26 protein-coding genes and 1 pseudogene are annotated in these 26,740 nt (G+C 71.1%); 10 read left to right on the top strand and 17 right to left on the bottom strand.

The window, feature by feature from the left end; translation table 11 throughout:
* Nucleotide 1 precedes the first annotated feature (1 nt).
* Nucleotides 2–559, top strand: a pseudogene (locus E1281_RS41750) (glycosyltransferase family 2 protein); the annotation flags it as partial.
* Between the two features lie 167 nt (nt 560–726).
* Here the strand turns inward: E1281_RS41750 and E1281_RS41745 are convergent.
* The 4 genes from E1281_RS41745 to E1281_RS07655 form a co-directional block, all read right to left on the bottom strand.
* Nucleotides 727–1,308, bottom strand: a complete 582-nt coding sequence (locus E1281_RS41745) for a GtrA family protein (protein ID WP_131876450.1) — start codon at nt 1,306–1,308, stop codon at nt 727–729.
* Complete coding sequence (locus E1281_RS07665; protein ID WP_131876449.1) at nt 1,308–2,075, bottom strand: class I SAM-dependent methyltransferase; 768 nt, start codon at nt 2,073–2,075, stop codon at nt 1,308–1,310. The genes E1281_RS41745 and E1281_RS07665 overlap by 1 nt, the downstream gene beginning before the upstream one ends.
* A 14-nt stretch (nt 2,076–2,089) precedes the next feature.
* Entirely contained in the window at nt 2,090–3,256 is a 1,167-nt protein-coding gene (locus E1281_RS07660; RefSeq protein WP_131876448.1) for an NAD-dependent epimerase/dehydratase family protein, read from the bottom strand.
* 529 nt (nt 3,257–3,785) lie between these two features.
* Complete coding sequence (locus E1281_RS07655) at nt 3,786–5,837, bottom strand: catalase (protein ID WP_131876447.1); 2,052 nt, start codon at nt 5,835–5,837, stop codon at nt 3,786–3,788.
* 282 nt (nt 5,838–6,119) lie between these two features.
* On the opposite strand from E1281_RS07655, the gene E1281_RS07650 reads away from it, so the two are divergent.
* On the top strand, nt 6,120–7,265 hold the full coding sequence (locus E1281_RS07650) for an NDMA-dependent alcohol dehydrogenase (protein WP_131876446.1): 1,146 nt from the start codon (nt 6,120–6,122) through the stop codon (nt 7,263–7,265).
* 30 nt (nt 7,266–7,295) lie between these two features.
* Here E1281_RS07650 and E1281_RS07645 read toward each other — a convergent pair whose 3' ends face one another.
* A complete protein-coding gene (locus E1281_RS07645; protein ID WP_131876445.1) occupies nt 7,296–8,252 on the bottom strand; it encodes a hypothetical protein in 957 nt (318 codons plus the stop codon).
* Nucleotides 8,253–8,366: 114 nt separating this feature from the next.
* On the opposite strand from E1281_RS07645, the gene E1281_RS07640 reads away from it, so the two are divergent.
* Nucleotides 8,367–8,990, top strand: a complete 624-nt coding sequence (locus E1281_RS07640; RefSeq protein ID WP_131876444.1) for a hypothetical protein — start codon at nt 8,367–8,369, stop codon at nt 8,988–8,990.
* A gap of 131 nt (nt 8,991–9,121) precedes the next feature.
* Here E1281_RS07640 and E1281_RS07635 read toward each other — a convergent pair whose 3' ends face one another.
* Genes E1281_RS07635 through E1281_RS07615 form a run of 5 tightly spaced genes read right to left on the bottom strand, consistent with a single transcriptional unit; the run spans nt 9,122 to nt 14,761 of the window.
* The gene (locus E1281_RS07635) at nt 9,122–9,889 is read right to left on the bottom strand and encodes a class I SAM-dependent methyltransferase (protein ID WP_131876443.1); all 768 of its coding nucleotides are present in this window, start codon (nt 9,887–9,889) and stop codon (nt 9,122–9,124) included.
* Nucleotides 9,886–11,394, bottom strand: a complete 1,509-nt coding sequence (locus E1281_RS07630) for an ATP-binding cassette domain-containing protein (protein WP_131876442.1) — start codon at nt 11,392–11,394, stop codon at nt 9,886–9,888. Before E1281_RS07630 ends, E1281_RS07635 begins: the two co-directional genes overlap by 4 nt.
* A complete protein-coding gene (locus tag E1281_RS07625; protein WP_131876441.1) occupies nt 11,391–12,281 on the bottom strand; it encodes an ABC transporter permease subunit in 891 nt (296 codons plus the stop codon). Before E1281_RS07625 ends, E1281_RS07630 begins: the two co-directional genes overlap by 4 nt.
* Nucleotides 12,278–13,225, bottom strand: coding sequence for an ABC transporter permease (locus E1281_RS07620; protein WP_131876440.1), 948 nt, complete (start codon nt 13,223–13,225; stop codon nt 12,278–12,280). Before E1281_RS07620 ends, E1281_RS07625 begins: the two co-directional genes overlap by 4 nt.
* A gap of 3 nt (nt 13,226–13,228) precedes the next feature.
* Entirely contained in the window at nt 13,229–14,761 is a 1,533-nt protein-coding gene (locus tag E1281_RS07615; protein WP_131876463.1) for an ABC transporter substrate-binding protein, read from the bottom strand.
* 504 nt (nt 14,762–15,265) lie between these two features.
* Between E1281_RS07615 and E1281_RS07610 the strand changes: the two genes are divergently transcribed.
* The 3 genes from E1281_RS07610 (at nt 15,266) to E1281_RS07600 (ending at nt 18,201) form a co-directional block, all read left to right on the top strand.
* Nucleotides 15,266–16,807, top strand: a complete 1,542-nt coding sequence (locus tag E1281_RS07610) for a class I SAM-dependent methyltransferase (protein ID WP_243716685.1) — start codon at nt 15,266–15,268, stop codon at nt 16,805–16,807.
* A 318-nt stretch (nt 16,808–17,125) separates the two neighbouring features.
* Complete coding sequence (locus tag E1281_RS07605; RefSeq protein WP_165958820.1) at nt 17,126–17,539, top strand: STAS domain-containing protein; 414 nt, start codon at nt 17,126–17,128, stop codon at nt 17,537–17,539.
* Nucleotides 17,540–17,679: 140 nt separating this feature from the next.
* Nucleotides 17,680–18,201 carry a GAF domain-containing protein gene (locus tag E1281_RS07600; RefSeq protein WP_131876437.1) on the top strand — a complete coding sequence of 174 codons (522 nt, stop codon included), beginning with the start codon at nt 17,680–17,682 and terminating at the stop codon, nt 18,199–18,201.
* Nucleotides 18,202–18,291: 90 nt separating this feature from the next.
* On the opposite strand, the gene E1281_RS07595 is transcribed toward E1281_RS07600, so the two are convergent.
* On the bottom strand, nt 18,292–18,519 hold the full coding sequence (locus tag E1281_RS07595; RefSeq protein WP_131876436.1) for a hypothetical protein: 228 nt from the start codon (nt 18,517–18,519) through the stop codon (nt 18,292–18,294).
* 241 nt (nt 18,520–18,760) lie between these two features.
* Here E1281_RS07595 and E1281_RS07590 point away from each other — a divergent pair, with 241 nt between their 5' ends.
* The gene (locus E1281_RS07590; protein WP_131876435.1) at nt 18,761–18,964 is read left to right on the top strand and encodes a cold-shock protein; all 204 of its coding nucleotides are present in this window, start codon (nt 18,761–18,763) and stop codon (nt 18,962–18,964) included.
* Here E1281_RS07590 and E1281_RS07585 read toward each other — a convergent pair whose 3' ends face one another.
* The 5 genes from E1281_RS07585 to E1281_RS41125 all read right to left on the bottom strand — a co-directional run bounded on the left by E1281_RS07585 (nt 18,965) and on the right by E1281_RS41125 (nt 22,638).
* Complete coding sequence (locus E1281_RS07585; RefSeq protein ID WP_131876434.1) at nt 18,965–19,258, bottom strand: hypothetical protein; 294 nt, start codon at nt 19,256–19,258, stop codon at nt 18,965–18,967.
* A gap of 6 nt (nt 19,259–19,264) precedes the next feature.
* Entirely contained in the window at nt 19,265–20,188 is a 924-nt protein-coding gene (locus E1281_RS07580) for a hypothetical protein (RefSeq protein ID WP_131876433.1), read from the bottom strand.
* The gene (locus tag E1281_RS07575) at nt 20,185–20,955 is read right to left on the bottom strand and encodes an SRPBCC family protein (protein WP_243716683.1); all 771 of its coding nucleotides are present in this window, start codon (nt 20,953–20,955) and stop codon (nt 20,185–20,187) included. The genes E1281_RS07580 and E1281_RS07575 overlap by 4 nt, the downstream gene beginning before the upstream one ends.
* Before the next feature lie 124 nt (nt 20,956–21,079).
* Entirely contained in the window at nt 21,080–22,246 is a 1,167-nt protein-coding gene (locus tag E1281_RS07570; protein WP_207943163.1) for an AMP-binding protein, read from the bottom strand.
* A complete protein-coding gene (locus E1281_RS41125) occupies nt 22,132–22,638 on the bottom strand; it encodes an AMP-binding protein (RefSeq protein ID WP_207943162.1) in 507 nt (168 codons plus the stop codon). Before E1281_RS41125 ends, E1281_RS07570 begins: the two co-directional genes overlap by 115 nt.
* Nucleotides 22,639–22,744: 106 nt before the next feature.
* On the opposite strand from E1281_RS41125, the gene E1281_RS07565 reads away from it, so the two are divergent.
* From E1281_RS07565 to E1281_RS07555, 3 genes are all read left to right on the top strand, one after another.
* Entirely contained in the window at nt 22,745–23,785 is a 1,041-nt protein-coding gene (locus E1281_RS07565; protein WP_131876431.1) for a permease, read from the top strand.
* Nucleotides 23,782–24,537, top strand: a complete 756-nt coding sequence (locus tag E1281_RS07560; protein WP_131876430.1) for a TIGR03943 family protein — start codon at nt 23,782–23,784, stop codon at nt 24,535–24,537. Before E1281_RS07565 ends, E1281_RS07560 begins: the two co-directional genes overlap by 4 nt.
* A gap of 139 nt (nt 24,538–24,676) precedes the next feature.
* On the top strand, nt 24,677–26,278 hold the full coding sequence (locus E1281_RS07555) for an FAD-dependent oxidoreductase (protein ID WP_131876429.1): 1,602 nt from the start codon (nt 24,677–24,679) through the stop codon (nt 26,276–26,278).
* Nucleotides 26,279–26,334: 56 nt separating this feature from the next.
* Here E1281_RS07555 and E1281_RS41120 read toward each other — a convergent pair.
* Nucleotides 26,335–26,740, bottom strand: a 406-nt coding sequence (locus tag E1281_RS41120) for a hypothetical protein (protein ID WP_207943161.1), incomplete at its 5' end; no start/stop codon positions are given.

Below are 26,740 nucleotides of genomic sequence, written 5' to 3'. Positions count from 1 at the left end.
CATGACACAGGAGAACCGCGCCGGAGGCGAGGTCGACGACGCCGCGGCGGCGGCCTTCGCCGAGGAGTACGGCACGGAGCTGCCGCCGATCGCGATCGTCATCGCCGCCTACGACGAGGAGCGCGGCATCGGCGACGTCGTGCGCTCGATCCCCGCGATGGTCGCCGACCACCGCACCGCCGTGATCGTGGTGGTGGACGGCGCGACCGACAAGACCGCCACCGTCGCCCGCGAGCACGGCGCGATGGTCTGCGACGTGCCGGTCAACCGCGGGCAGGGGGCGGCGCTGCGGCTGGGCTACCGACTCGCCCGCGAAGGCGGCGCCGAGTTCATCGTCACCACCGACGCCGACGGCCAGTACGACTCGTCCCAGATCCCGCGGGTGCTGGGCCCCGTGCTGGACGGGGACGCCGACTTCGTCACCGGGTCGCGCCTGCTGGGCCGGCAGGAGACCTACGACCGCGTCCGCCGCGTCGGCGTTCACGTCTTCGCCTTCCTGGTGAGCAGGCTGACCGGGCAGCGCATCACCGACACCTCGTTCGGCATGCGCGCGATGCGGGCCGAGGTCACCGGGGCCGTCACCCTCAAGCAGCCGCAGTACCAGTCGTCCGAGCTGCTCATCGGCGTCATCTCCAGGGGCTACCGGGTGCGGGAGGTCCCGGCCACGATGCGCCTCCGCGCGGCCGGGACCACCAAGAAGGGCGGCAACCTGGTGTACGGCTACCGCTACTCACGCGTCGTCGTCGGGACCTGGTGGCGGGAGCGCCGCTCCTCGTCCGCCTCGTCCGCCTCGTCCGCCTCGTCCGCCCCGGCCCGGGTCTCCGGGCCGGGGGCGAAGACGAGGTAGTGGAACAGGACGAACTTCACCAGGAACATCACCCCGTAGACGGCGAGGAAGACCGCGCCGACGAACACCGTCTGCCAGCCCCCGGACTCGAACCACCGGGGGCCCAGCCGGTGGGCCGCGCCCGTCGACCACGCGGCGATGGCCATCGTCGCCACGGCGATCGCCCAGTAGGGCACGAGCTCGCGCCACAGGGACGCACGTCCCCGCCGTCCCCACGCCCACCGCCGGTTGAGCACGTAGTTCAGGCCCGCGCCCGCCGCCCAGGCGGCTACCGAGGCGGTGCCCGGGGTGAGCAGCCCGCTCCCGTACGTCGCCAGCAGCGTCACCTCGCTGGCCACCGCGGCCAGCACCGAGCCGACCGTGTACCGCGTGAAGATCATCCGGAAGGCGCGGCCACCGCGCGACCTGGACGTGGCCTCGGACCGGTCCTCGGAGCCGGTCCGGGTCGGATCGGTGCGCATCAGTCCCGCGATGTCCCCGCCTCTGAGGGCACCCGGGCGACCGCCAGGACCGACTGGCCGAAGGGCACCGGCAGGAACCGGTCCAGCACCCGGGTGACCGGGACGATCACCCGGTCGTACACGCCGACGGCTCCGCTGTTGGGCGCCGCCGCCCGCCCGAGCCGCATGGCCGCCCACCAGGCCAGCCCGCCGAGCAGGTTCACCGGCCGCGCCAGCTCGCACGTCAGCCCGGCACGCTGGATCGCGTCCCGTGCGGTCTTGGGCGTGTAGCGACGGAAATGCCCGACCTTGCGGTCGAAGTCGCTGTAGAGGCTCTGGTACCCGGGCACCCACAGCACGATCGTGCCGCCGGGGACGACCGAACGCGCCAGCGAGGCGAGCACGTCCGCGTCGTCCTCGAAGTGCTCCAGCACGTTGATCGCGACCACCGAGTCGACCGGCCGCTCCAGGGTGTCGCGCGCGTCGAGGTCGAACTGGCGGACCTCGATCTCACCGGCGATCTCCCCGGCGTCGGAGAACAGCTCCTTCATCACCGTCACGGCGCCGGGGTCGACGTCGGTGACGACGAGGCGGTCCAGCCCGGAGAACTGGGACGAGAACTCGCCCAGCCCGGCGCCGACCTCCAGCACGCCGGCCCCGCAGTGCGGGGCGATCAGGTCGAACTGGTAGCGCCGGTAGCGGGGCTTGTCCGCGCCCGCGGACTCGGCCTCCCGGCCTTCGAGCCCGCGGCCGGTGGCGCGCGTGAACGCGCCCTGTGCGTCGTTCATGGGGCTCCCGGTCGTCACGTTTCCTGCACGGGTCCGGACTGCTCGCGCCAGTTGACCTTGGGGCGCAGGGCCTCGTCCTTCACCCGGCCCGCGTACCGCTTCGCGACGTCGAACAGCGACGTGATGAGCGTATCGGAGAGCAGGTGGGGGGACAGGCCCAGATCCAGCAGCCGGGTGTGCACCACGTTGTAGTAGTGCTCCTCGCGCTCGACGCGGGGGTTGTCGAGGTGGTCGATCCGGACGTCGCCCGGGAAGCACCGCTCGACGGTCTCGGCCATCTCCTGGACGGACTTCGCCTCGGTCATCTGGTTGAACACGCGGAACTCGCCGCGGTCGGCGGGGTTCTCGCAGGCCAGCTGGACGCAGCGGACGGTGTCGCGGATGTCGATGATCCCGCGGCGCTGGCCGCCGGTGCCGTAGACCGTCAGCGGGTGCCCGAGCACCGCCTGGATCACGAACCGGTTCAGCACGGTGCCGAAGACCGCGTCGTAGTCGAACCGGGTCGCCAGCCGGTCGTCCAGCATGGTCTCGGGGGTCGCCTGGCCGTACACCACGCCCTGGTTGAGGTCGGTGGCCCGCAGCCCCCAGATGCGGCAGGTGAACTCCATGTTGTGGCTGTCGTGGACCTTCGACAGGTGGTAGAAGGACCCGGGCCGCTTCGGGTACAGCACCCGGTCCGTGCGGCCCTTGTGCTCCACCTCCAGCCAGCCCTCTTCGATGTCGATCTCCGGCGTCCCGTACTCGCCCATCGTGCCGAGCTTGACGAGGTGGATGTCGGGGTCGATCTCCCCGATCGCGTACAGCAGGTTCAGGGTGCCGACGACGTTGTTGACCTGCGTGTACACGGCGTGCTTGCGGTCGATCATCGAGTACGGCGCCGCCCGCTGCTCCGCGAAGTGCACGACGGCCTCCGGACGGAACTCGCGCAGCATCCGGTACGTGAAGTCCGCGTCGGTCAGGTCGCCGACGTACACGTCCATCGATTCACCGGTCAGGTCGCGCCACGTCTCGACGCGGGTCTGCAGCGTCTCGATCGGCACGAGGCTCTCGACGCCGAGTTCGAAGTCGTACTGCCGCCGTGCGAAGTTGTCGGCGACGGCGACCTGGTGACCGCACTGCGACAGGTGCAGGGCGGTCGGCCAGCCGAGATATCCATCGCCGCCGAGGACTAGAACGCGCATGTACCTCTCCTGTCATTACCTCAAGCCACGACGGCCGGACGAAAGCGCGGTCACGCCCACCCCCGAACGTGGCGAGGTGGGCCGGATTGCCGGTGTGACTGCCTTGAAGCGGTCGGCATGGTTCCCCCCAAGCGTTGTCCTAATCACCATGCGACCGAAGCTCACCTGGCGGACACACTACCGACCACCTCAACCCGGCGGCCATCCGCGCATGACCCGCTCGCGCCACCCGGCCTTTCCGTTCCGCTTGCTTCTTTATGATCATGATGGCAGTCCCCGCGCCGACATTCGACCCCCGCACGTCCTGTCGAAGCCGCCGGAACGGCGCACCCGCACGGACGAACGTGCGGACGGTCGCGACCGTTCCACGCACGGCGATGGTCGTGCAAATCCCCTTGTGCTCCCAGCGACGGCGCGCTCCCCTCGACGGCGCGCTCCCCTCGACGGCGCGCTCCCCTCGACGACGCGCTCCCCTCGACGACGCGGCCGGCGCGTCATGCGCACCGGCCGCGTTCGGAAGGGGGCGGGGTCAGGCGGGGAAGGCGGAGAGGTCGCGGTCCCAGTGGCGGTGCACGGCGACCGCGTCGTGGAATCGCCGCGCGAACGCGTCGCCCGCGCTCGGACCGACGACGCCCTGTCTCGGCTGGTTCGGGTCTCCCGGCAGGTTCGCGGCTTCCAGCAGCGGCTCCGCGCCGGGGAGCACGCCGACGGCCTTGCAGTGCTTGAAGGCCTCGCGCACGAACTGGACGGCCTGCCCGTCGGTGACGAGCTCCCGTCCCCCGGCGGCGAGGACCGCGTCGTAGAGCACCGAGTTGGCCGCGCTGAGCTGCTTGTCGGCCGTGAACGTGGCCACGGTGCCCTCGTGCGGGGCGACGATGTCGCAGATCGCGCCCGCGTCGCTCAGCGCCTGGACCACCGGCTGGACGACGCTCGGGTCGCTCTGGTCGCCGACCAGCACGGCGATCTTGCGCGTGGCGACCGATGTCGGCTGGTTCTCCATGCTGAGCGCCGGAGAGGACCTGCCATGGTTGGTGACGGCCGAGCTCGGCGGGTCGAAGCCGAGGCCCTCGGCCACCTGCGCCGCGAGGTCCCCGTCCACGTTGGCGAGCCGCTCGACGACCTTCTCCTTGATGTAGCGGCGCTCCACGTGCCCGAGTTCGAACAGCAGGGCGTTGACGATGTGGGTCTTCTCCCAGCCGGCCATGCTGTTCCAGAACAGCGTCGCCTGGCTGTAGTGGTCCTCGAAGCTCGGGCTCCGCCTGCGGATCTTCTCCCCGGACACCCGTTCCTGGTAGTGGCGGAACACCCCCGCCGTCTTCCCGGTGTCCGCGGCGGTCGCCGGGCAGCCGCCGCTGATCGAGTTCTTGGAGTAGGCGGTGTCGCTGTCGTGGATCATGTGCTGGTGGAAGCCGTCCCGGTGGTCGTTGTGGACGGGGGCGACCGGCCGGTTGATGGGGATCTGCTGGTGGTTCGGCCCGCCGAGGCGCAGGAGCTGGGTGTCGAGGTAGGAGAAGTTGCGCGCCTGCAGCAGCGGGTCGTTGGTGAAGTCGATGCCGGCCACGATGTTGGCGGTGCAGAACGCGACCTGCTCGGTCTCGGCGAAGAAGTTCTGCGGGTTCCGGTTGAGGACCATCCTGCCGATCGGCCGCAGCGGCACCTCCTCCTCCGGAATGATCTTGGTGGAGTCGAGCAGGTCGAAGTCGAACGCGTGCTCGTCCTTCTCGTCCACGAGCTGCACGCACAGCTCGTACTCGGGGTGGTCGCCGCTGGCGATGCAGTCCCACAGGTCGCGCCGGTTGAAGTCGGGGTCGTTGCCCTGGACGCGCAGCACCTCGTCCCATACCAGCGAGTACGTGCCGAGCTTCGGCCGCCAGTGGAACTTCACGAACGTGCCCTTGCCCTGGGCGTTGACGAACCGGAAGGTGTGGACGCCGAACCCCTGCATCATCCGGTAGCTGCGCGGGATCGCCCGGTCGGACATCAGCCACATGATGAAGTGCATGGTCTCGGGCTGCATCTGCACGAAGTCCCACAGGGTGTCGTGCGCCGACTGGGCCTGGGGGATCTGGTTGCGCGGCTCCGGCTTCACCGCGTGGACGAAGTCGAGGAACTTGATGCCGTCCTGGATGGGGAACACCGGCATGTTGTTGCCGACCAGGTCGTAGTTGCCCTGCCGCGTGTAGAACTTGGTCGCGAACCCCCGCACGTCCCGGACAGTGTCGGCCGACCCGCGCTCCCCGGCGACGGTGGAGAACCGCACGAATGTCGGCGTGACCAGGGACGGATCGCACAGAAAGTCGGCGCACGTGATGTCCTCCAGGGACTCGTACACCTGGAACTCCCCGTACGCGCCGGACCCCCGCGCGTGCACCACCCGCTCCGGAATCCGCTCGTGGTCGAATCGCGTGAGCTTCTCGCGGAAGTGGAAGTCCTCCAGGAGTGTGGGCCCCCGGTCCCCCACCGACAGCGAGTTGTCGGTGTCGTCCACCCCGATGCCCTGGTCGGTCGTGTAGCTCGTGCCGTCCGACCGGACCCGGTCGCGCTCTAGGTGCCGCTGCTTGTCGTTGTCGCCGCCTGCCACTGAACCTCCCACGCTGAGTCGGCCGCGCTTCCAGGGGGGCGCGGCGATCCGCCGGCCGCCCCTTCAGGCCACTAACCGGCAACGACCGCCTGTAACGGGTTATCGGCAAAAGGGCAGGCAAGGTTGTTCGGGCACGACCGGCGTCCGCGGCCGTGACCAGCGCTTCGTGCGGTGGGCGGGAGAACGAGTCTCGATCGACATCGGTCCAGATCTAGCTTCCCGAATCAAGTTCTAGTATCCATGAGGCACAACCGGCGCCGGCACTTCCATCGGGAGGCAGCAGTGCAGACTCGAGCGGCGATTCTGTGGGAACCGCACACCGACTGGAGCATCGAGGACATCGAGCTCGACGATCCGAAGGCGGGCGAGGTCAAGATCAAGCTCGCCGCGTCCGGCCTGTGCCATTCCGACGAGCACGTGGTCACCGGGGACATGGTGCTCAGCGACGAGATCGCGGCGCTGCTGGGGGCGGAGCAGTTCCCGCTCATCGGCGGCCACGAGGGCGCCGGCGAGGTCGTGCAGGTCGGCCCCGGCGTCACCTCGCTGCAGGAGGGCGACCACGTCGTCCTGTCGTTCGTCCCGGCCTGCGGCCGCTGCCCCTCCTGCGCACGCGGTCAGCAGCACCTCTGCGACCTGGGCGCCGTCCTGCTGGCCGGACGGCAGATCAGCGACATGACCGCCCGGCACCACTCCAAGAGCGGCAAGGACCTCGGCACCATGTGCTGCACCGGCACGTTCGCGCCGTACACCGTGGTCAACGAGGCGTCCGCCGTCAAGATCGACGACTGGATCCCGCTCGACAAGGCCGCGCTGGTCGGCTGCGGCGTGACCACCGGCTGGGGCGCGGCCGTCAACGTCGCCAAGGTGCAGGCGGGCGAGAGCGTCGTGGTGATCGGCCTCGGCGGCATCGGCATGAACGCCGTGCAGGGCGCGGCCATGGCCGGCGCCCGCCACGTCATCGCCGTCGACCCGGTCGACTGGAAGCGCGAGAAGGCGACCGAGTTCGGTGCGACCCACTCGGCCGCGTCCATCGAAGAGGCCACCGCCAAGGTCATGGAGCTGACCTGGGGCGCCAACGCCGACAAGGCCCTCCTCACCACCGGCGTCGCCACCGGCGACCTCATCAACCCGATGATGAGCCTGGTCGCCAAGGGCGGCCGCGGTGTCGTGGTCGCCGTCGCGCCGATCCTCCAGGAGGACGTCAAGCTCAACCTGTTCGACCTGGCGATGCAGCGCAAGGAGCTGGTCGGCTGCATCTTCGGCAACGCCAACCCGCGCCGCGACATCCCGCGCCTGCTGCGCCTCTACGACGAGGGCAAGCTCAAGCTGGACGAGCTGGTCACCAACACCTACACGCTCGACCAGGTCAACCAGGGCTACCAGGACATGCGGGACGGCAAGAACATCCGCGGCATGATCAAGTACTGACCGGGCCGGGCCTGGCCACCGGTTCCCGCCTCACAGCGTGTGGCGGTACCAGCCGCCGTCGGAGCCGGTGGTCAGCCACGAGCCGTCTCCCAGGGGCACGATGTCCTCCCTCTCCACGAATTCGGGGGGCATCGGCCCCAGCACCCGGCCGCTCTGGACGTCGACCAGCTGGTTGCGGTGGAAGTCGAGATCCTGGGGCTCGTCGTCGTCCTCGTCCTCGGCCAGCTCGCCGCGGACGGAGACGATCGCGGTGCCGGCGTCGAGGTAGCCCACGGTGAAGCCGATGAAGAACGTCTCGTACTTGTCCTCGTCGTAGCCGAGCGCCTCGGCCGAGACGGTGACGCACTCCTCTCCGCCGGGGAACGTGCGGATGACGAGTTCTTGGAGCAGGCTCCCTCGCACGTCCTGGACCGTCATCAGGCGGCTGCCGTCCGGGGACATGTCGAACAGCATCGCGTCCCACTCGCACACGGTCAGCGCGATTCCGGTGCCGTCCAGCCGGGCGCTGTAGACGCGCGCCCCCTCCTGCCCCTCACCGACCTCCAAGAGGATCTGCTCGCCGTCCGGGTGGACGAAATGCTGCGCTCCGTGGCCGCCGCTTCCCAGATCGACCTGCCCGAGGACGTTCCCCGTGGCCGCGTCGAAGGCGAGCCACTGGTCGGTGTGTCCGCGTCCCTTCATGGCGAGGTCCGGCCGGTAGAGCCACACCACGTCGCCCTTCTGCGAGAACTCGCAGGAGGCCCTGCCGTTCATGTACTGCTTCGGCGCCGCCCCGAATTCACTCCGCCACCTGGGCGTACCATCACGCTCCACGCAGATGAGCGCTTCGTCGGTCGTGTACGCGGCACATTGCAGATCGGGCGCCACCGCATGCCCGTACGGCTTGCCTTCGGCGGGAAACTCCGCCACCCGTTCGAGGAGGCCGCCGTTGACCACCGGACGGGACAGGTCATGGGCGACAACCGCACCCTGCGTCGCCTTCGTCATGATTCGCGAATTCATGGTCACGCCCCCGCACGCTAGCCGGTCGGACCGGATCCCGGCGCGGAATGTCCGACATCCGACCATAATGGGAGAACAGCATAGGGCGGCGGAGGTCCGATGGACGCGGGTATGCGCGCGGGGCTGGCAGAGATACAGGCCAAGCTTGAGGTGGTACGGCGGACGGAGGCCGAGCACGGCTTCGGTGTCACCATCGAGGAACCCAAGGAACTGGAGGAAATTCCGGAGCTTCCCGAGGGGGTGACGGCGGTCTTCCGGTTGTTCTCCTGCCTGGCGGGTGACTATTTCTGCTTCAGGCAACCCGACGTGATACAGAACCCGGGCGCATGGAAATGGCGGCGGACGGCTCCGGACTGTCCACTGGGCGATCCCCTGGAGATCGGCTACGAGCGCTACGGGATCCCCGCCGACATCCTCGAAGACATCGACGGCGGCGCCCCCATACGCCTGGACCTCAATGACGGGAGCGCCTACTACGTCGACCCTGACGACTACATCCTCTTCTACAAGCACGTCGAAGAAGAGCGCATCGACAGCGAGGACTTCGCGGACGACATCGTCACGTTCTTCAACCACCATGTCCTCGGGGAGGGCTACCCGAGGCTCGTCGAGGGCGTGCTGGGGAGCGGTCCCCTCGGGGAGCGCGACCGTAAGGGCCGCCACAAGGACAGCTGGATGAGACTCCTCACGGCGAGCGGCCTGCTCCCCGGCGACCAGGCCTGACCCCGCCCGTCCGGCGCGGGCACACGACCCGGCGGGCCCCGGCCACCCCGGTGTGCCATCGGTGCCGGGGACGCCGCCGGTGGCCGTCAGGTGGACGGGGCCGGTTCGTGCTCGTGTCGCAGGGTGCTTCGTTAGCGGAGGGCGGCGACGAGGGCGTCGCAGTGGGAGCACCAGAGCTGGCGGGCCTCGGCGAAGCCGCGCTCGCGCAGGGCGTCGAGGTGCCACTGGGTGGTGGTGGGCCGGTCGCCGACCGGCCTGGCGCCCTTGCGGGGGTCGCCGAGCATCGCGAAGCGGCGCTGGGCGAGTTCGGACAGAGCCGGGTCGTCGGCGACCTCGGTCCACCAGGCTTCCCAGTCGCGCGCGCCGTCGGCCTTGGCGCGCTCCTGGCGGGCCGTGAGGAGCGCCTGGGCGGCGGCGTTGAGGCGGGGCGCGGACTCGTCGGTCATGTGGTCGGCGTTCAGGAACACGCCGCCGTCCTTCAGCACGCCCCGGATCTGCCCGTACAGGACGCGCAGCGGCTCGGCGTCCAGCCAGTGCAGCGCGGTGGCGGTCACGACGGCGTCGTAGGGGCCGTCCACGGCGTCGGTCCAGCCCGGGTCGGTGAGGTCGGCGGTCACGAACTCCGCGCGGTCGTCGCCCTCGAAGTGGCCGCGCGCGATGGTGAGCAGGACCGGGTCGTAGTCGAGGCCCGTCGAGCGCGCGCCGGGGAAGCGCTTCAGCAGCCGGTCGGTGATGCTGCCCGTCCCGCAGGCGAGGTCGAGGACGCGCGGCTCGGGGCCGGCGAGGGCCTCGACCGTGTCGAGCATGACCCGGAAGCGCTCCTCGCGGTCGGGCATGTACCACTCCTGCTGGCGGTCCCAGCTGTCCTGCCACGTCTGCCAGCTGAGCGTCTCCGTCATGACTTCTCTACCTTCTTCCTTGGTGGCCGTGCCGCCTGGATCAGCAGGCGGGTGGTCTCGGAGCCGGGTGCGTCCAGGACGCGGGCGAGATCGCCGTGCTCGGCCGCGCGGCCGCCGTCGAGGACGACGAGCCGGTCGGCGACACGGCGGATGAGGGCCAGGTCGTGGCCGATCCACAGGATGGACGTGCCGTCCGCGCGCAGTCTTGCGACCTCGGTGAGCACCAGGTCCGTGGCGGTGTCGTCGAGTGCTGTGGTGATCTCGTCGCAGATCAGGACGTCGGGACGCGCCAGGACCGCGCGGGCGAACGCGGCGCGCTGGAGTTCCCCGCCGGAGAGGGCCGCCGGGCGGCGGCGTGCGGTGTCCGGGGCGACGCCCAGCCGGGCGAGGAGGTCGGCGGCCTCCGCGGCGGCCTCGTCCGGGGGCGTCCCGCGGAGCCGGACGGCGGTGCGGGAGACCTGATCCAGCACGGGGCGGCGCTCGTCGAACGCGCCGCGGACCTCCTGCCACACGTACTGGACGCGGCGTTTCTGCGCACGGTCGCGGCGCCGGAGCGGCGGAAGCACGGCGCCGTCCAGGAGGACCGTCCCCCGATGCCGTTCGTGGAGTCCGGCCACGCATCGGGCCAGGGTCGTCTTGCCGCTGCCGGACGGCCCGGCCACGGCGACGCAACCTCCCGGGGGCAGCGACAAGGAGATGTCGTGCAGGACCACGCCGCGTCCTCCTGGTCGCAGCCAGGCGGTGAGGTCTTGCACGTCGAGTCGTGCTGGTTCCTCGTTGGCTCGTGTGGAGGCGGGCACCGGGTCGGTGAGGGCGGGCAGGACGTCCTGGGGAGGGCCTTGCCTTGCGACACGGCCGTCCTCCAGCAGGACGACCTGGTCGGCCAGGGCACGAACCAGTTCGTGGTCATGGGTCAGGAGCAGCAGCGCCATCCCGTCTTCGGCGAGCCCGGCGAGTTCCTCGATGAGGCCGAGGCGGGTCACCGTGTCCAGGCCCGTGCTCGGTTCGTCCAGGATGACCGCCTCGGGGCCGCAGGCCAGCACCTGCGCGAGCGCGACGCGCTGCCGCTGGCCGCCGGAGAACTGGTGCGGGAAGCGGCGCAGCACGGACCTCTCCGGGGACAGCTGCGCCCTGCGCACCGCCTCGTCGGCCGTCACGCTCCCGTGCAGTCCCGCGAGTTCCTTGATCACCGCGCCGGTGCGGCGGGCGGGGTTGAGGGCGTTGCCCGGATGCTGCGGCAGGTAGGCGATCGTCCCGCCGCGCAGGGCGACCGCGTCCCGGGTGACGCCGTCCTCGGTCACGACCGGCACGCCGCCGACCCGGACCGCGCCTCCCAGCTCCACGCCCGGCGCGGACTCGCCGAGCAGGGCGAGCGCGGTGGTGGTCTTGCCGCTGCCGGACGGCCCGACCAGGGCGGTCACCTCGCCCGCCCGGACGTCGAGGTCCACTCCGCGCAGCAGGTCGGACGTCCCGGTACGGGCCGTCAGCCCGCGCACCTCGATCATCGCGCCGCCTCCGCCCGTGCCGTCTCTGCCCGTGCCGACTTCGCCCGGAGCGGCCGTTCCCGCCTCCCGCGTTTCAGCAGGCGGTCGGCCAGGAGGTTGAGCCCGACGGTGAACATGACGAGCATCGCGGCCGGCGCGCCCACCGCCCACGGCTGGATGAGCAGCGCCTCCCGGCTCCCGGCGATCGTGACGCCCCAGTCGGGCGAGGCGGGGTCCAGGCCGAGGCCGAGGAAGTTGGCGGCGGCGACGGTGAAGACCGCGACCGGGACGCGGGTGCCGGCGTCGGCGGCGGCCACGGGCAGGACGGACCGCCCGACGTAGCCGAACAGGACCCGGGGCCGGGACTCGCCCTGCACCCGCATCGCCTCGGCGACCGGCCCGCTCGCCGCGTCCAGCGCCGCCGCCCGCACCAGCCGGGCCACCGCGGGCGCGTTGATCGCCGCCACCGCGAGCGCGACGGCGACCGGGCTGCCGCGCCAGCCCACGCCGACCACGCTGATCACCAGCAGCGACGGGATCGGCAGGATCAGCTCGATCGGCCGCATCAGCAGCTCGTCGACCCAGCGGTGCCGGGTCGCGGCGGCGGCCAGCCCGAGGGGCCCGCCGGCGAGGTAGGCGAGGGCGACGGCGCAGCAGGCGACGCCGAGGGCGCTGCGCCCGCCGCGCAGCAGCAGCCCCAGCACGTCGCGCCCGGTTCCGTCCGTGCCGAGCAGGTGTCCGCCGCCCGTCACGTACGGCGCACCGTCGTCCGGGGTGACCGCCGGGGCGAGCAGCGGCCCCAGTACCGCCGCCGTCACGGGCACGGCCAGCAGCAGCGCCGCCAGCGCGACCGTGAGGGAGAAGCGCCGCGTGCGCCTTTCGCGGCCCGGCTTCCGGAGACCGGTCATCGCAGGACCTCCGTGCGCGGGGAGAGTCGCTGGCCGACCAGGTCGGCCGCGACGTTGAAGCCGAGCGCCAGCGCCGCCAGCAGCAGCGTCAGCGCCTGGACCGTCGGGACGTCGCGGCTCTGCACGGCCTCGACCAGCGCGGTCGCGGTGCCGGGGATCGCGAAGACCGCCTCGACGATCAGCACCCCGCCGAGGAGCTGGTCACCGGTCCGCGCGAGCTCCTGGACGCCCGGGACCGCCGCGTTCGGCAGCACGTGCCGCAGCACCAGCCGGCCGCGCGGGACGCCGAGCCGCCGCGCCTGGACGGTGTAGTCCGCCTCCAGCGCCGCGATGGTGCCCGCCCGTATCTGCCGGGAGAGCGCGCAGACCGTCCGGGCGAGCAGCACGGCGACCGGCAGCACGAGCAGGACGGGACTGGTCAGCAGGCCGCCGCCGTCCGCCCCCAGCCAGGTGGACGGCAGCCATCCCAGCCGCAGGGAGAACACCGCGATCAGCGCGAGGGCGAGGACGAAGTCGGGGATGGAGTTGAGGGCCAGCGTCACCGAAGTGATCGCGCGGTCGGCGGCCCCGCCCGCGCGCAGGCCCGCCGTCAGGCCGAGCAGCATCGCCAGCGGCACCAGGAGCGCGGCGGTGACGCCGGCGAGCAGGAGGGTGGAGCCGAGCGACCCGGCGACGATCTCGCGCACCGGGTTCCCGCTCACCGGCGACGTGCCGAGATCGCCGGAGAGCAGCCCGCCCGCCCAGTCGAGGAACCGCTCGGCCGGCGGGCGGTCGAGCCCGAGCTGCTCACGCAGGTGCGCGACCTCGTCCAGTCCCGCTTGCTCGTTGAACCGCACCTCGGCGGCGTCGCCGGGCAGCAGCGAGGTGAGCAGGAAGACCAGGACGGCCAGGAGCGCGAGCTGGACGGCGGCCAGCAGCCCGCGCCTGGCGGCGTGGCGGAGCACCGCTCAGGCCAGCCACACGTTGTCGAAGCGCGCCCAGTCGACCGTGTTGGGCGGCGCCTTCTTCACGCCGTTCACGCGGGACGACACGGCGTTGAGCCAGTCGGGGTGGCCCCAGAGCAGCAGGCCGCCCTCGTCGCGGATCCGCCGCTGGAGCGCGCCGTACTTCCGCGTGCGCTCCTCCTCGTCCACGATCGACTGGGCCTGGCGGAACTCCTTGTCGAAGTCCTCGCGCTCCCAGGCGGTGGCGTTCTGCGGGGAGCCGGTCAGCATCCGGTCGCTGATGTAGGTGGGGATCGGCGTCGCGCCGGTGCGGTGGCTGCCGGTCAGGCCCTTGTCGAGCTGGTCGGTGTAGTAGGTCTCCGGCGGCCCGTTCACGATCTTCACGCGCAGTCCCGCCTCGGCCGCCTGCTCGCGGAACAGGTTCGCGGCGTCGACGAACCCGTTGGCCGCCGTGGAGGTGTAGAAGGTCACCTCCTTGTTCAGCGCACCGCTCTTGCGCAGCAGCGCGCGGGCCTCGTCGACGTCGCGCTCACGCTGCGGGACGTCCTCGGGGTAGTAGGTGAACCCCTTGCCGTACATGTCGTTGCCGACCACGCCCCGGCCGCCGAAGACGACCTCCACCAGGCGCTCGCGGTCGGCCAGCAGCTTGACCGCCATCGCCGCGTCCGGGTCGTCGAACGGGGGCCGGTCGGTCTTCATCACGATGCCCTCGGCGCCGCTGCGCGGCGTGGCGACGATCGCCACGTTCCGGTTCGACTCGATGACGCGGGCGAACGTCGGCGTCATCTCGTGCGCGTACTCGACCTCGCCCGCCTGGACGGCGTTGGCGCGGGCCTCGGTCTCGGCCGACAGGATGCGGATCTCGTCCAGGTGCGCCGCGCCCTCCCAGTGGTCGTCGAAGCGGCGGCCGGTGAACGACCGGCCGGCGGTGAACGACCCGGCCCGGAACGGTCCAGTGCCGACCGGCTTGGACGGGTCGCCGTAGCCGCGCCGGACGATGTGGGTGCCGGTCATGGCGAGCAGCGAGGGCAGTTCCGCGTTCGGCCGCTGGAGCGCGATCTCCACGACGCGCTTCCCGATGGCCCGCGAGCGCTTCAGGTCGACGGACGCCAGCGAGGTCCGCGCTCTCCTGTCGACGCCCTTGGGGTCGAGGATGCGGGCCAGGCTGTAGAGGACGTCCTCGGCGTCCAGCACGTGACCGTCGTGGAACGTGGCGGCGCGCAGATGGAACCGCCAGACGGTCGCGTCGTCGTTCGTCTCGTAGCGCTCCGCCAGCCGGGGCACCGGCCGGAGGGTCTCGCCGAGATCCACGAGCTTGTCGAAGACGGCCTTGTGCCGGGCGATGTCCACGAACTGCCGTTGCGCGTGCGGATCCATCGTCTCCTTGGCCCCGGAGCCGGGGAACACGGCGCGCAGCACGCCGCCCTTGCGCGGGGTGCCGGCACCCGTCCCGCCGGACGAGCAGGAGGTGAGGAGCACCGCACCGGCCGCTCCGGCCAGGCCGAGGAAACCGCGACGCGTCGTACCGCCCGGCACGCTGAACACCACCCCTTACCCGAGACCCACTCATCGCACTTATTGCGCAGATGCAACATACTTGCAAGTCAATCGTGAATCGGGACGGACCTCCCGCTTCGTGACGCGGCTCGCGCAGGGTGGCGAACCGGCACGGAGAGGGCCCGCGGGCAAGCGCTTTGAGCAGCGCGTATGGCGCCCCGGAGGGTACCGGACGGGGCCTCCGCCACGATCAAACGTGGGTTTGATCACAGCGCGTGTTACCAAGATCTACCGCAGGGACCCCTTATTTCTGGCCGTGCGCAGGGCTAACGTTCGTCCTGTCCGTCCTGTCCGCACTAGTTCGTCACACTATGTGACGCATCGACCGACCAATGGTGACCACCGTGCGTCCCACCCAGGCCGCACACCGTCACCAGAAGCACGTCCACAGGAGGAAGTCCCATTCAGCGCCAAGAGTTCGGGGACAATCCAACCGAGGTTCGCGACACCGATCACTACACGGAAGAGTACGTCCAAAGCTTCGTGGAGAAGTGGGACGAGCTCATCGACTGGAAGAGGCGCTACGAGAGCGAAGGCAGCTTCTTCATCGACCAACTCAGGGAGCGGGGCGTCAAGAAGGTCCTTGACGTCGCCACCGGGACCGGGTTCCACTCGGTCCGGCTTCTCCAGGAGGGCTTCGAGACCGTCAGCGCCGACGGCAGCCCGGAGATGCTCCGCAAGGCCTTCCAGAACGGCTACACGTTCGGAGGCCACATCCTGCGCGTGGTGTGCGCCGACTGGCGCTTCCTGAACCGGGACGTCCACGGCGAGTTCGACGCGATCATCTGCCTGGGCAACTCGTTCACCCACCTGTTCTCGGAACGCGACCGGCGTAAGGCCCTGGCGGAGTTCTACGCCATGCTCAAGCACGATGGCGTGCTCATCATCGACCAGCGCAACTACGACTCCATCCTGGACAACGGCTTCTCCAGCAAGCACTCCTACTACTACTGCGGAGAGGAGGTCGTGGCCGAGCCGGAGTACGTCGACGAGGGACTCGCGCGGTTCAGGTACCGGTTCCCCGACAAGAGCGAGTACGCCCTCAACATGTATCCGCTGCGCAAGAACTACATGCGGCGGCTCATGCGCGAGGTCGGCTTCCAGCGCATCGACACGTACGGTGACTTCCAGGACACCTACAATGACGAAGACCCCGACTTCTTCATCCACGTGGCGGAGAAGCAGTACCGGGAAGACGAGATGAACACCGGGTACTCCACGGCGGTGAGCACCGCCCGCGACTACTACAACTCCAGCGACGCGGACACGTTCTACCACTCCGTCTGGGGCGGGGAGCACATCCACGTCGGCATCTACGAAGAGAACGACACGATCGACGCGGCCAGCGGCCGGACCGTCCAGCAGATGGCCTCCGGTTTGAACCTGACGCCGGACACGCACGTCATCGACCTCGGCGCCGGGTACGGCGGCTCCGCACGCGAGCTGGCCCGCACCTACGGCTGCAAGGTCACCTGCCTCAACCTCAGCGAGGTCGAGAACGACCGCAACCGCGCCATGAACGAGGAGCAGGGGCTCAGCCACCTGATCGACGTGGTCGACGGGTCCTTCGAGGCGCTCCCGTTCAACGACAACACGTTCCACGTCGTGTGGTCGCAGGACGCACTGCTGCACGGCGGCGACCGCATCCGCGCCCTGGAGGAGATCGCCCGGGTGCTCAAGCCCGGCGGGGACTTCGTCTTCACCGACCCGATGGCGGCCGACGACTGCCCCCGGGACTCCCTGAAGCCCATCCTCGACCGCCTCCACCTCGACACGATGGGGGCGCCCGGCTTCTACCAGCGCGAGATCGCCCGTCTCGGGATGAGGCCGAGCTTCGAGGACCTCACCCAGCACCTCACCACGCACTACGGGCGGGTCCTCAAGGAGACCGAGCGGCGCGAGGCCGAGTTCGCCGGCCAGATCAGCGCCGACTACCTCGAACACATGAAGTCGGGCCTGCGCAACTGGGTCCGCGGTGGCGAGTCCGGCCACCTGAAGTGGGGAGTCTTCCGCTGTAAAGCGTGAGCCGGCACAGGGCATGACGGACAAGCCGAGGCCGGGAGAGGAACGTTCCTCTCCCGGCCTCGCCGTCGCCGCCGTGACGCCGCCCCCCGGGTCAGCCCCAGCGGAACAGCTTCGCCGCCGCACCACCGGCCATGACGACCACCGCGGCGAGGTGCGACAGGTCCGGCGGCACACCCGTCCAGGCGTGGACCCCTGGCGTCCGCCGAAAAGGCGTAGACTCGTGGTGGCTAGGGGTTCTCGATGCGAGTGGCCAAGCCCGCGTCCCCCTGGTTTCCCGATACTCGGTCCCCTTCGGGGGCCCAGACAGGTACGGCGCTCATGACGCCGCAACACCAGCCCTCCCGGACGCCCGCCGCCGTGTCCGCCTCGCCCGAGGCCGGCCTGAGGCGCGAGCGGTTCGGGGAGCACACCGTCATCGCCATCAGCGGCGACCTCGACATCGCCTCGACCCCCGCGCTGCGCGAGCGCCTGAACGCCGCGCTGCGGGACACCGGGCCGCTCGTGGTCATCGACCTGTCGGGCGTGACCTTCTGCGACGCCTCCGGACTGGCCCTGCTCGTCGGTGCGCGCCGCCGGACGCTGCCGAAGGGCGTCACCGTGGTCCTCGCCGGCCCGCGTCCGCAGGTGAACAGGCTGCTGCGCGTCACCGGACTGTCCCGCGTCTTCACGGTCCGTCCCACCGTCAGCGCCGCGCGGCTCGCCCGTCCCGGCATCCGATCGGCCGCGGCCTGACCGCGCGAGGCCCCGAGGGGCCGGCCGGGGACGGCGAGCGGGAGACGAGCGGCGACGAACCGGCGCCCGTCCGATGGGGGCCGCCGGACCCCGGCCACGCCGCGGACGACCACCGGCGATTCGCCGCGTCGTCGGACCTGATGACGGCCGTCCTGGCCGGCACCCGCCTACCCGGGCTCCTGGCCCTCGTGGCGTCGCACGCGCGCACGATGGCGCACGTTCCGCTGGCCTTCATCGCCCTGCCCGCGGAGGACCCCAACATGCTCCGGATCGACGTCGCCGTCGGCACGGACGGCGAGCGGATCCGCGGGCTGACGGTACGGCGCGGCCGTTCGATGCTCGGCCGGGCGTTCAGCACCCGCCGGGCCCTGTCCGCGCGGATCGCCGCCGACCAGACGCTCAGCGTCCTGCCGGCCGGGCCGATCCTGATCCTGCCGCTGGAGACGGGTGAGGGCACCCGCGGGGTACTCGCCGTCCTGGGGCGCCCGGGCGCGGAGCCGTTCAGCCCGCGCACCGCGCGCCAGTTGCTCCTGTTCGCCGACATGTCCGCCCGGCTGATCGAGCTGGCCGAGGGGGTCCGTGCGACCGCCCCGGCGGCTCCCGCCGCCGACGGCGCGCACATCGTCCGCGATCTTCGCCCTCCCCGGCTCACGCAGATGTGAGCCGGCCGAGCGGGAACGACGGTGTCCGACCGCCCAGGCCGACGTGTACCTCACGCCTGGGTCGGTCTGCCGCTCGGTTCCGGGCGGGGTTCAGAGTTTGAAGAGTTTCGTGTAGGGGGCCGGGATCCTGACCGTGCGTGTCCCGAAGTCGACCAGGACGGCGTGGCCCTCCTGGACCTCCGTGACGCGTCCGAGGCCGTACTTGTCGTGGGTTACCTGGTCCTGGAGTGCGAACTCCTTGGCGGGCGGGGCCGCGGCCGGAGGTTTGAAGGGGCTGGTGGGCAGGTGTCGCCGCCTGGCGGGGCCGGTGGGTTTCATCACTGCCAGTATGCGCCCGCCTGAGCGGGTATGGGGAGTGTGTCCGGCAGGTAATGGCAAAATTCATCTGTCGGCGCATGTGGTACTCTGACGGTAGTTGCGGTTCCCAAAGACATTCTTGTGCGCCTGCAGGTTCCACCTCAGGCGCATTTTTTGTTGTTCTGGATCTTCCGGATGGGCCATCGCGGCGTCCCCGGCCGCACAAGGTGTGCGGTGGGGATCGATCCAGAAGGAGACGACCATGGCCAGCGGCACCGTCAAGTGGTTCAACGCGGAAAAGGGCTTCGGCTTCATCGAGCAGGACGGCGGCGGCGCCGACGTCTTCGCTCACTACTCCAACATCGCGGGCAACGGCTTCCGCGAGCTCCAGGAGGGCCAGAAGGTGTCGTTCGACGTCACCCAGGGCCAGAAGGGCCTGCAGGCGGAGAACATCATCCCCGCTTGATCACCGGCGGCGCGGCGGGCGGGCCGAACGGCCCCCCGCCGGCTCGTCGTCGCGCAGCTCCGCCGCGATCGCGTAGTCGATCCGGACGTTGCGATAGGTGACGTTCTCCTCGACCTCGTCGGGCAGGTTCGTGCGTGCGCTCCCGGAGGCGGAGTCGTCGTCGGCGTCGCCCGTGAACTCCACGCGGCTTTCGGGAGCGGCCCTGAAGCGGAGTTCGTCGGCCTTCACCCTGGCCGTGAAGACGATCTCCGCGGTCCGCCGCGGCTCCGGTCCCGGATGCTCATCGCGGCTCACGATCGGTCACCCCCTCACCATCCGCAGCAGCGCCCGCCCCAGGTCGCGCACCGATTCCTCGGCCTCCCGCAGCGCGTTCTGGACGTCGCCGCCCTCGTCCTCGCCGCCGTCCGTGTCATCTTGATCAGCCGCCGGCTCCGCGTCATCCCGGCCTTCTGACACATCGGCGTCCTCGCCCGCGGGCTTTCCGGCTTCAGCGGTTCCGCCGGTGTCATCGGCCTTGCCGGTCTCCGCCGGGGCGGTACCGGCGACGCCCTTCGCGGCCTCGCCCGCGCCCTCCGCCGCGCTCCCCGCCCCCTTGCCCACGTCTCGGGCGGTGTCGGCGGCTCCCGCACCGACGTCCTGGACCGCGCTCCCGGCACCCATGCCCACGTCTTCGACCGCCCCTCCGGCGCCCTTCCCGACGTCTCTCACGGCACCTCCGGCGCCTTCGCCCACGTCCTGGACGGCGCTTCCGGCGCCCTTACCGAGTTCACCGACCGCGGAGCCGGTCCCGGCACCGATGTGGCGTGTCGCCGACTCCACGCCGCGGCCGATGTGCCGGAGGATCTCCGGGTTCTGGTCGAGGGTGGTCAGCACACGGTTGACGATCACGGCCACGTTGTCGAGCCGGACGTCCAGCTGCGCCTCCGCCTCGACTCCCTTGATCTCCAGATCGACCTTGCCGAGGTAGACGTCCGCACCGACGTTCAGCTTGAGCATGTCGAGAACCTGGGCGACGAGCGATACGTGCGCCTCCAGGTTGTCGACCTCAAGGGAGATCTCGTCCACCTTGAGCACGGGCACATTGAGGTGGACGTCCGGCCCATGGCGGGGACTCGGCTGGTTCTCCCTTTCGTAGACCCTGCCGACCGCGGCTTCCTGTCCTTGATCGGAGTCATTGCGCTCCTGGCCGGACCGCGGCTCGCCCGACGTGCTGTAATCCGTCATTCAGCCCGCTCCTTCTCCTCCTGGACGGCCTCGTCGTGCGTCTTGACCACCTCGCCGTCGCGGATCTCGCCGCGCCAGCCCTCGGTCTCGTCCTGCTCCAGGAGGGTGCGCGTCATCATGTGGCGCTTGATGTGCTTGAAGTCCAGCCGGAGGCGGCGGCCCTGGGCCCGCCACAGGTTGGCGGTCTTCTCCAGGAAGCCGTCGGGGTGGTACTCGGCCACGAGCATGATCCGGGTCATGGTGGGGGCCAGCTCGTGGAACGTCACGGCCCCGTCGACGTAGCCCTTGGCGCCCTTGGACTTCCAGACGATCCGCTCATCGGGGACCTGCTCGATGATCGTGGACTCCCAGCTGCGGTGCGACAGGAAGATCCGAGCCCGCCAGTTGACCTTCTCGTCGGACTCCTGGTCGACGCTCTCGACCTTGCGGGTGAAGGACGGATAGTCGCCGAACATGGTCCACTGCCCGTAGGCGACCCGTCGCGGCAGTCCGACGTCGAACTCCTCGATGATGTTGACGACCTTGCCCTGGCCGTCGCCCTGGCCTTTGCCCTGGTCGCCGCCGTCCTGGTCTTCGTCGGGCTCCCCGTTGCGGTCGGTTCCCGGCAGCAGGTGGGTGAGGCTTCGGATGCCGCCGCTGGTCTTCTCCAGCGTCTGCACCACGGCCGCCTTGGCGAGCCCCTGGCCGGCATGCTTGAGCCGCTCGGTGGGCAGCATCCCGGCCAGCCCCCGGCCGAGGCCCCCGACCCCGGCGCCTGTCTCCGTCATCGTCATCACTTCGCCTCGTCGAGGTGCCGTACCGGCTCGTACGACTGAGTACCGGCATAGCCGGAATCACCGCGACGAAACGACCTTTATTAGCCCTGACCGGGGGAAACAAGGATCTACCGTGCTAGGGGTTCGGCAGGTGGCGTTCCTTCAGGGCGGCCTTGTGGATCTTGCCCACCGGTGTCAGCGGGACCTCGGCGGTCACCACGAACTGGCGCGGGACCTTGTAGTCGGCCAGGCGGTCCCGGCAGTAGGCGGTGAGCTCCTCCGGGGTGGGCGGCTCGGCGTCGGGGCGCGGGACGACATAGAAGCGCCCCACCTCGCCGAGCACCTCGTCCGGGACGCCGATCCCGGCGGCCATCGCGACCTTCGGGTGCGTGGTCAGGACGTTCTCGATCTCCACGGGGTAGACGTTGAAGCCGCCCTGGATGTACATCTCCTTCTTGCGGCCTCGCAGCACGAGATGCCCGTCGGGCTCCATGGCGACCATGTCGCCGGTGGCGAGCCAGCCGTCCGGCAGGAAGACCGCGGCGGTCTCCTCGGGCATGTTCCAGTAGCCGGAGGCCACGCAGTCGCCGCGGATCTGGAGTTCACCGACCTCGCCGGGCGGCAGGACGCCACCGTCCGGCCCGGTCACGCGTGCCTCGAAGTCGCCGATGACCATGCCCAGGGTGCGGGCGACGGTCTCCGAATCGTCGTCCAGCGGCGACAGCACGCACGCGCCCGATGACTCCGACAGGCCGTACAGCCCGTACAGCGGGACTCCGGGGAAGCCCTGCCGGATCGCCCCGGCCAGCGCGGGCTCGATGTTGGACCCGCCCGCCACGCAGAGCCGGACGGACGACAGGTCGTGGTCGGCGAAGTCCTCCCGGCCGAGCATCAGCACGTACATCGTCGGCACCGCGCCGCAGAACGTCACCCCGTGGCGTTCGATGGCGCGCAGCGCCGCGTCCGGGCTGAACGCCGGCAGCAGCGCCACCGCGCCTCCGCTGACGAGCGTGGACATGAGCGTGCAGGTGATGCCGCCGACATGGTTGAACGGCAGATGCCCGAGCAGGACGTCGCCGTCGGTCATCCGGAAGTGGGCCGCCTGCGCGTGCGCCGACGCCAGGATGCTCTGGTGCGTGATCGTCGCGCCCTTAGGGCGTCCGGTCGTCCCCGAGGTGTAGAGGATCATCAGCGGGTCGGACGGGTCCACGGCGTCGCTGACCTCGGCCGGCGCGGCCCGGCCGGACGGCGCCGCCAGCTCGTCGAACGTCGCGCTGCCGGGGAAGCCCGCGCCGAAGAACACGTAGTCGCGGACGCCGGGAAGCCGGTCCCGGAACCCTCGAAGAACGCCGCGAAGTCGAAGTCGGGGAGGGCGGAGACGCTGATGACCATCCGGGCATCGCTCTGGCCCAGCATGGAGGACAGCTCCTGCTCCCGGTAGCGCACGTTGAGCGGGACGACGACCGCGCCGATCCGCGCGGCGCCGAAGAACGCGGCCAGCCATTGCGGCGTGTTGAGGCCCAACAGCGCGATCCGGTCGCCGCGGCCGATCCCGCGGGCGAGCAGCCCGCCCGCGACCCGGTCCGCCAGCGCGTCGAACTCGGGGTAGGTGACGGTTTCGTCACCGTCGTACAGGAACGCCTTGTCCCGCGCCGCCGCGTCCCGGAGCACCGCCCCGACCGTCTTCGCCCCCATGCCGCCTCCCAACGCCGATGCCCTCAACGATCACTGATCGGGACCGCGTCTGCCAAGACCCGCCATCCCGTGGATCGGGCCGGATCACGGCGCGGGCTCTGGAACGATGACGGGCATGACCGACCGCGTCGGCCTGCGCACGGCCGAGGACGATCTGCTCCCGCCCGCCGACTGGGGACGCCGCGATCCCGCGTCCCCGGGAACCCGTGCCGTGTGGGCGTTCGGCCTGCTGGCGGCGCTGCTGGTGCTCGGCCGGATGTGGGTGGCGCCGCACGTCGACGCGGGCGCCCTCGACGCCTGGACCACCATCTTCGTCGCGGTCTGCGTCCAGGCGCTGCCGTTCCTGGTGTTCGGGGTCGCGCTGTCGGCCGCGATCACCGCGTTCGTCCCGGCGTCGCTGTGGCGGCGGGTGCTGCCGCGCCGCCCGGGGGCCGCGGTGCCCGTCGCGGGCGCGATGGGGGCGGTCCTGCCGGGGTGCGAGTGCGCGTCGGTGCCGGTCGCGGGCGGGCTGATGGCGCGCGGGGTCGTCCCGGCCGCCGCGCTGACCTTCCTGCTCGCCGCCCCCGCGATCAACCCGATCGTGCTGGTCGCCACCGCGGTGGCCTTCCCGGGTCAGCCGGAGATGGTGGCGGGACGTTTCGCCGCCTCCCTGCTGGTGGCGGTGCTGGCGGGCTGGGCGTGGCTGCTGCTCGGCAAGGGCGAGTGGATCAAGATCCCGTCCCGGCCCGAGGCGCACGGGAGGGCCGGGCGCCTGGAGGCGTTCCGGCGGGCCATGCGGCACGACATCGTCCACGCCGGGGGCTTCCTGGTCGTCGGCGCCTTCGGGGCCGCGACGATCAACGTGGTCGTGCCGGCGAGCTGGGTGTCGGCCGCGGCGGACAACCCCGTCGTCTCGGTGCTGCTGCTGGCGGCGCTGGCCGTGCTGATGTCCATCTGCTCGGAGGCGGACGCGTTCGTCGCGGCGAGCCTGTCGCAGTTCTCCACGACCGCGAAGCTGACCTTCCTCGTCGTCGGGCCGATGGTGGACCTGAAGCTCATCGCCCTGCAGACGGGCTTCTTCGGCCGCCGCTTCGCGGTCCGGTTCGTCCCGCTGACCTTCTGCCTCGCGGTCGGGGTCAGCGTCCTGGTGGGAGGGCTGCTCTCATGACCAAGGCCGCGCAGAACCTGCTGCTGGTCTTCCTCGGCGCCGCGGTCCTGTGGATCACGCTGGGCAGCGGCGAGTACGTCAACTACGTGCGGCCCGGCTTCCGGTACCCGCTGGTGGCCGCGGCGGTGGCGCTGATCGCGCTGGGCGCCGCCGGACTGCGCCGCGAGTGGCGGGACACCGGAGACCACGCGGACCACGCAGACCACGCCGGGCACGATGGGCACGATGGGCACGACCACTCGCGCGGCCCGAAGGTGGCGTGGCTGCTCGGCCTGCCCGTGCTGGCGATCTTCGTGATCGCTCCGCCGGCGCTCGGATCGTTCACCGCCTCCCGGGGCGCCGACCGCGCGGCGACGCCGCCGCCCCCGCCGGACAACGGTTTCCGCCCCCTGTCCGCGAGCGGCGGGCCGGTCGCGATGTCGATGAGCGAGTTCCTCGGCCGCGCCCACGTGGCCCAGACCGGTGATCCGGCGACGCTCGCGGGCGTCCCCGTGCGGCTGACCGGGTTCGTGGGACCGGCCGGGCGGGGCCAGGCCGGCTGGCAGCTCATCCGGATGAAGATCGCCTGCTGCGCGGGCGACGCCGTCCCGTTCCCGGTCAAGGTGCGCGGCCTTCCGCAGCCGCCCGCCGACTCGTGGGTCCGGGTCGTGGGCGTCTGGGAGCCGCCGGCCCGCCGCGACAGGACGGTCGTGCACACGCTCCGGGCCCGCTCCGTCCAGAAGATCGACAAGCCCGGCAACCCCTACGAGTAGCCGGAAGGTTCCGGTCAATGGGACCTCTCCCGCGGGGGCGCCGCGGAGCTTCTACCGTCGGGCCGTTGGGGATCATCGGGCCAGGCGCGGGTCCGCACGGTCGGCCGCCCCGTATCGGCGGCCGTTGAGAGGAACGCGCATGGAGCAGACCGCTGATTACGTCGTCGTGGGGGCCGGCAGCGCGGGGTGCGTGCTGGCGAAACGCCTGGCCGAGTCGGGGGCGGACGTCGTCCTCGTGGAGGCGGGCGGGCCCGACAGGTCCCCCATGGTGCGCAAGCCCGGTCTCATCGCGGTCTTCCACAACGTCCCGCAACTGAAGAAGCGGCTGGACTGGGGCTTCTACAGCGCCCCTCAGGAGAACGCGCTCGGCCGGAGGATCCCGCAGACCCGGGGCCGCGTGCTCGGCGGCTCGGGGTCGATCAACGGGATGCTGTTCGTGCGCGGCAACCGCAGGAACTTCGACGACTGGGCGGCGGACGGCTGCACCGGCTGGGGTTACGACGACGTCCTCCCCAGCTTCAAGCGGATGGAGAGCTGGGAGGACGGCGAGACCGGCCTGCGCGGCGCGGGCGGTCCGATCCGGGTGACCCGCCAGCGGGACCTCACGCCCGCGTCCGAGGCGTTCCTTGAGGCGATGGCCGAGACGGCGGGGGTGAAGCGGAACGACGACTACAACGGAGAGGTGCAGGACGGCGCGTCGATCTTCCAGCAGAGCGTCGACGGGGGGCTGCGTTACAGCTCGTCCGTCGGCTACCTCGACGACCACGGCCTGCCGAACCTGACGGTCCTGACCAAGGCGGCGGTGGAACGCGTGACGGTCCGGGACGGGCGCGCCACGGGCGTGGAGATCCTCACCGGGAAGGGGCGCGGGACGATCCGGGCGTCCCGCGAGGTGATCCTGGCCGCCGGGGCGTTCGGCTCGCCGCACCTACTGATGCTGTCCGGGATCGGCCCGGCCGCGCACCTGCGGGAGCACGGCATCGACGTCCACGCGGACCTGCCCGTCGGGGACAACCTCCACGACCACATGTTCGTGCCGATGACCTTCCTCATGGACACGGCCCGCCACCGGGGCACCGCCCCCTACTTCGCGTCGGGCGTGGCGAAGGAGTGGACGCGCGGCGGCACCTGGGTGGCGCGCAGCGTCTTCGAGGGGGTCGGGTTCGTCCGCAGCCCGCAGGCCGGCGACATCCCCGACCTGCAGATCCACACGCTGCCGTGGTCGTACCCGTTCCCCAACCAGGACGCGCCGACGCGGCACAAGGTCGACAAGCGCTCCGCCCTCACGATCATGCCGACGCTGATCTACCCGAAGAGCCGCGGCACGGTGCGGCTCGCGTCCGCCGACCCGTCCGCCGCACCGGTGATCGACCCGGGCTACCTCGGCGAGCCCGACGACGCGCGGCTGCTGCTGGACGGGATCGAGCTCGTCCGCGAGATCATGGCCAACAAGATCATTTCCGGCGGGGTGGGCGCCGAGCTGTCGCCCGGCCCCGAGTTCCCCGACCGCGCCGCGATGGCCAGGGAGCTGCCGAACCGGGCGACGACCGTCTACCACCCGGTCGGCAGCTGCCGCATGGGCGCCGACGAGCGCGCCGTGGTCGACCCCGCGCTGCGGGTCCGCGGAATCGACGGCCTGCGCGTCGCCGACGCGTCGATCATGCCGAGCATCACCGGCGGCAACACCGCCGCCCCGAGCATGATGATCGGCGAACACGCCGCCACCCTCGTCCTCGGCTGACAAGCGGCCACGAGCCCACGACCGCCCCGGCCGAGCGCTTCGTCGACTTGCGGCGCTCAGGGGGTGCGGAGGGCGGCTAGGTCGGTGTGGGCCTCGGACGCGCGGGCGGGGATCAGGAGGAGGGTGCAGGCGCGTTCGTAGCGTGCGCCTATGCGCTCCCAGGCTTGGGCGGCGGCGGACAGCTCGTCCATGTCGTCGTGCAGGCGGCCGGCGGCGCGGGAGAGGCAGGCGGCGGCCCAGTCGTTCTCGGCGGCGGCGTCCGAGGCGGCGGCGAGCCGGTCCGCCGCGTCCGGGAGCCCGGCGGCGACGGCCAGCTCGGCGCCGGCGGCGCGGGCGTAGGCCCGGTACCAGTCCTGCGGCGGGAAGTCGGCGAAGGCGGCCTCGACCAGGGCAGCGTTGACCGGGGCAGCGTTGACCGGGGCGGCGTTGACCGGGGCGGCGTTGACCGGGGCAGCGTTGACC

Source organism: Actinomadura sp. KC345 (genome assembly GCF_004348515.1).
GTDB lineage: Bacteria > Actinomycetota > Actinomycetes > Streptosporangiales > Streptosporangiaceae > Spirillospora.
Note: the sequence above shows the minus strand (reverse complement) of the source record. Positions and strands in the feature narration are given on the sequence as shown.

Excerpts from the sequence above, each read along its gene's own strand:
- E1281_RS41745 (WP_131876450.1), bottom strand. The coding sequence starts at position 1,308 with ATGCGCACCGATCCGACCCGGACCGGCTCCGAGGACCGGTCCGAGGCC.
- E1281_RS07665 (WP_131876449.1), bottom strand. The coding sequence starts at position 2,075 with ATGAACGACGCACAGGGCGCGTTCACGCGCGCCACCGGCCGCGGGCTC.
- E1281_RS07660 (WP_131876448.1), bottom strand. The coding sequence starts at position 3,256 with ATGCGCGTTCTAGTCCTCGGCGGCGATGGATATCTCGGCTGGCCGACC.
- E1281_RS07645 (WP_131876445.1), bottom strand. The coding sequence starts at position 8,252 with ATGACGAAGGCGACGCAGGGTGCGGTTGTCGCCCATGACCTGTCCCGT.
- E1281_RS07640 (WP_131876444.1), top strand. The coding sequence starts at position 8,367 with ATGGACGCGGGTATGCGCGCGGGGCTGGCAGAGATACAGGCCAAGCTT.
- E1281_RS07635 (WP_131876443.1), bottom strand. The coding sequence starts at position 9,889 with ATGACGGAGACGCTCAGCTGGCAGACGTGGCAGGACAGCTGGGACCGC.
- E1281_RS07630 (WP_131876442.1), bottom strand. The coding sequence starts at position 11,394 with ATGATCGAGGTGCGCGGGCTGACGGCCCGTACCGGGACGTCCGACCTG.
- E1281_RS07625 (WP_131876441.1), bottom strand. The coding sequence starts at position 12,281 with ATGACCGGTCTCCGGAAGCCGGGCCGCGAAAGGCGCACGCGGCGCTTC.
- E1281_RS07605 (WP_165958820.1), top strand. The coding sequence starts at position 17,126 with ATGACGCCGCAACACCAGCCCTCCCGGACGCCCGCCGCCGTGTCCGCC.
- E1281_RS07600 (WP_131876437.1), top strand. The coding sequence starts at position 17,680 with ATGACGGCCGTCCTGGCCGGCACCCGCCTACCCGGGCTCCTGGCCCTC.
- E1281_RS07595 (WP_131876436.1), bottom strand. The coding sequence starts at position 18,519 with ATGAAACCCACCGGCCCCGCCAGGCGGCGACACCTGCCCACCAGCCCC.
- E1281_RS07590 (WP_131876435.1), top strand. The coding sequence starts at position 18,761 with ATGGCCAGCGGCACCGTCAAGTGGTTCAACGCGGAAAAGGGCTTCGGC.
- E1281_RS07580 (WP_131876433.1), bottom strand. The coding sequence starts at position 20,188 with ATGACGGATTACAGCACGTCGGGCGAGCCGCGGTCCGGCCAGGAGCGC.
- E1281_RS07575 (WP_243716683.1), bottom strand. The coding sequence starts at position 20,955 with ATGACGGAGACAGGCGCCGGGGTCGGGGGCCTCGGCCGGGGGCTGGCC.
- E1281_RS41125 (WP_207943162.1), bottom strand. The coding sequence starts at position 22,638 with ATGGGGGCGAAGACGGTCGGGGCGGTGCTCCGGGACGCGGCGGCGCGG.
- E1281_RS07565 (WP_131876431.1), top strand. The coding sequence starts at position 22,745 with ATGACGGGCATGACCGACCGCGTCGGCCTGCGCACGGCCGAGGACGAT.
- E1281_RS07560 (WP_131876430.1), top strand. The coding sequence starts at position 23,782 with ATGACCAAGGCCGCGCAGAACCTGCTGCTGGTCTTCCTCGGCGCCGCG.
- E1281_RS07555 (WP_131876429.1), top strand. The coding sequence starts at position 24,677 with ATGGAGCAGACCGCTGATTACGTCGTCGTGGGGGCCGGCAGCGCGGGG.